General features: G+C 55.3%; 4 protein-coding genes. All 4 read left to right on the top strand.

Going from position 1 to position 2,365, the window contains the following annotated elements; all coding sequences use genetic code 11:
- Positions 1-200: isochorismatase family protein (locus RTK32_RS21145; protein WP_312047368.1), on the top strand; the 200-nt coding region annotated here is incomplete at its 5' end.
- Positions 201-258: 58 nt separating this feature from the next.
- Positions 259-1,083, top strand: coding sequence for a DUF72 domain-containing protein (locus tag RTK32_RS21140; RefSeq protein ID WP_312047367.1), 825 nt, complete (start codon positions 259-261; stop codon positions 1,081-1,083).
- An 85-nt stretch (positions 1,084-1,168) separates the two neighbouring features.
- Entirely contained in the window at positions 1,169-1,564 is a 396-nt protein-coding gene (locus RTK32_RS21135; RefSeq protein WP_312047365.1) for an MAPEG family protein, read from the top strand.
- A 73-nt stretch (positions 1,565-1,637) separates the two neighbouring features.
- The coding region (gene cmoA, locus RTK32_RS21130) for a carboxy-S-adenosyl-L-methionine synthase CmoA (RefSeq protein ID WP_312047364.1) at positions 1,638-2,365 on the top strand (728 nt) is incomplete at its 3' end.

The raw sequence follows: 2,365 nt of genomic DNA, 5'->3' as shown, positions 1-2,365 counted from the left end.
CTATTGTATTAGGCGGTATTTCGACCAATATCGGCGTGGAGTCCACCGCGCGTAACGCCTGGGAGCTGGGCTTTAACCTGATCGTTGCAGAAGATATCTGTAGCGCGGGCAGTACCGAAGAGCATAACGGCAGCTTTAAGCATATCTTCCCTCGTCTGGGTCGCGTACGGACGACTGACGAGATTATTGCCGCGCTGTAAGGTTCGCCTACGATCGCAGGGAGGCGATCGCTATTGTCAGCGTACTAAGAGAAGAGCAATGAAACCTTTTTATTTAGGACTGCCACAATGGCAGCATCCGCAATGGAAAAAACTGGGCATGGAAACCCTTGCCGATTACGCGCGTTATTTCAACTGCGTCGAAGGCAACACCACGCTCTACGCGCTGCCGCGTCCTGAAATTGTTCAGCGCTGGTATGACATGACCCATGACGATTTCCGCTTCTGCTTTAAATTCCCAGCCACTATCAGTCATAAGGCCGCGCTGCGCGACAGTGGCGATTTGACTGCCGAATTTTTCAGTCTGCTGGCCCCGCTTGCTTCCCGGATTGGCCAGTACTGGCTGCAGCTGCCCTCTGCATTTTCTCCTGCCGATCTCCCGGCGCTTTGGGCTTTTCTTGACAGCCTGCCGAAAAGTTTCAGTTACGGTGTGGAAGTCCGCCATCCGGCATTTTTTGCCAAGGGCGAGGCAGAAAAAGCGTTGAACGTTGGCCTACATCAGCGCGGCATAAACCGGGTTATCCTGGATACGCGCGGTGTACATTCTGCGATACCCAGTAATCCAGCCATTATCGACGCACAGCGCAAGAAACCGCATTTACCGGTTCATGCGGTGATGACGGCTGACCAGCCGATGATCCGCTTTATCGGCGGCGATGAGGCCAGCGCCAATCTGAAATGGTTTGAAGCCTGGCAGCAAAAACTGCCGCAATGGTGCGAACAGGGCCAGCCGTGGCTGTTCATTCATACGCCTGATGTGGCCTTCGCCCCGGCAATGGTGCAAAGCCTGTGGGGTGCGCTACGTCAGGTCGCGCCCGGGCTGGGCGAAGCGCCCGACTGGCCGCAGCAGGAAAGTCTGTTTTGATCCTGACTGCGACTGCACTTGGGCTGACAGCTGTTCTTTTCGCCGCTATGATGTCGCCAGATATTTCCAGCCGGGTGGAGTAAGGATGGTCAGCGCGCTGTACGTAGTGCTTGGGGCACTGTTTATTATTAAGTTTTCTTTTGACGTGGTCCGGTTGCGTCGCCAGTATCACGTGGCGCATGGCGACGGCGGTTTTTATGAGTTGCAGACCGCCATTCGTATTCACGGTAACGCCGTAGAGTACATTCCGCTGGCCCTGCTGCTGCTGGTCATTATGGAAATGAACGGCGCGGAGATGTGGATGCTGCACCTGGCCGCCCTCTTTTTTTTCCTGGGCCGTGCGCTGCACAGCTATGGCATGCGCACCAGCACGCGGTTATGGCGTAAAAACGGCATGATCCTGACGCTGACCTCGCTGCTGGGCATGATCGTAATTAATCTGCTTTTTCTGCCCTGGGATTTGGTTTTCACGCTGAGCTAAGGCGGAAAAGGTGCAGCCTGCGCTGCTTTCTGCCAGAATACGCCCTTTCCGTTTTTGTTCCGGACTTACCACTATGTCTAACCGCGATACGCTGTTCTCCGCGCCGATTGCCAAACTGGGCGACTGGACGTTTGACGAGCGCGTGGCCGAAGTTTTTCCCGATATGATCCAGCGCTCGGTGCCTGGCTATTCCAATATTATTTCGATGATCGGAATGCTGGCCGAACGCTTTGTACAGCCGCACAGCCAGGTCTACGATTTGGGCTGTTCGCTGGGCGCCGCCACGCTTTCCGTGCGCCGTAATATCAAAGCTGAAGGCTGCAAAATTATCTCTGTTGATAATTCCCCTGCAATGGTTGAGCGCTGCCGCCGTCATATTGACGCTTTTCGCGCCGACACGCCGGTCGAAGTGATCGAAGCCGATATCCGCACCATCCCGATCGAAAACGCCTCGCTGGTGGTGCTGAACTTTACCCTACAGTTTTTGGAGCCTGCCGAGCGGCAGAATCTGCTGAATACCATCTGGCAAGGTCTGCGTCCCGGCGGCGCGCTGGTGCTTTCTGAAAAATTCAGTTTCGCCGACGCCAGCGTGGGCGAGCTGTTATTCAACATGCACCATGACTTTAAGCGGGCTAACGGCTACAGCGAGCTGGAGATTAGCCAGAAGCGCAGCATGCTGGAAAACGTGATGCTGACCGACAGCGTGGAAACCCATAAGGAGCGCCTGCGCCTGGCCGGTTTCAATCACGCCGAACTCTGGTTCCAGTGCTTTAATTTCGGCTCGCTGATCGCGCTTAAGGC

It is taken from the genome of Erwinia sp., assembly GCF_031978025.1.
Classification (GTDB): domain Bacteria; phylum Pseudomonadota; class Gammaproteobacteria; order Enterobacterales; family Enterobacteriaceae; genus Erwinia.
Note: the sequence above shows the minus strand (reverse complement) of the source record. Positions and strands in the feature narration are given on the sequence as shown.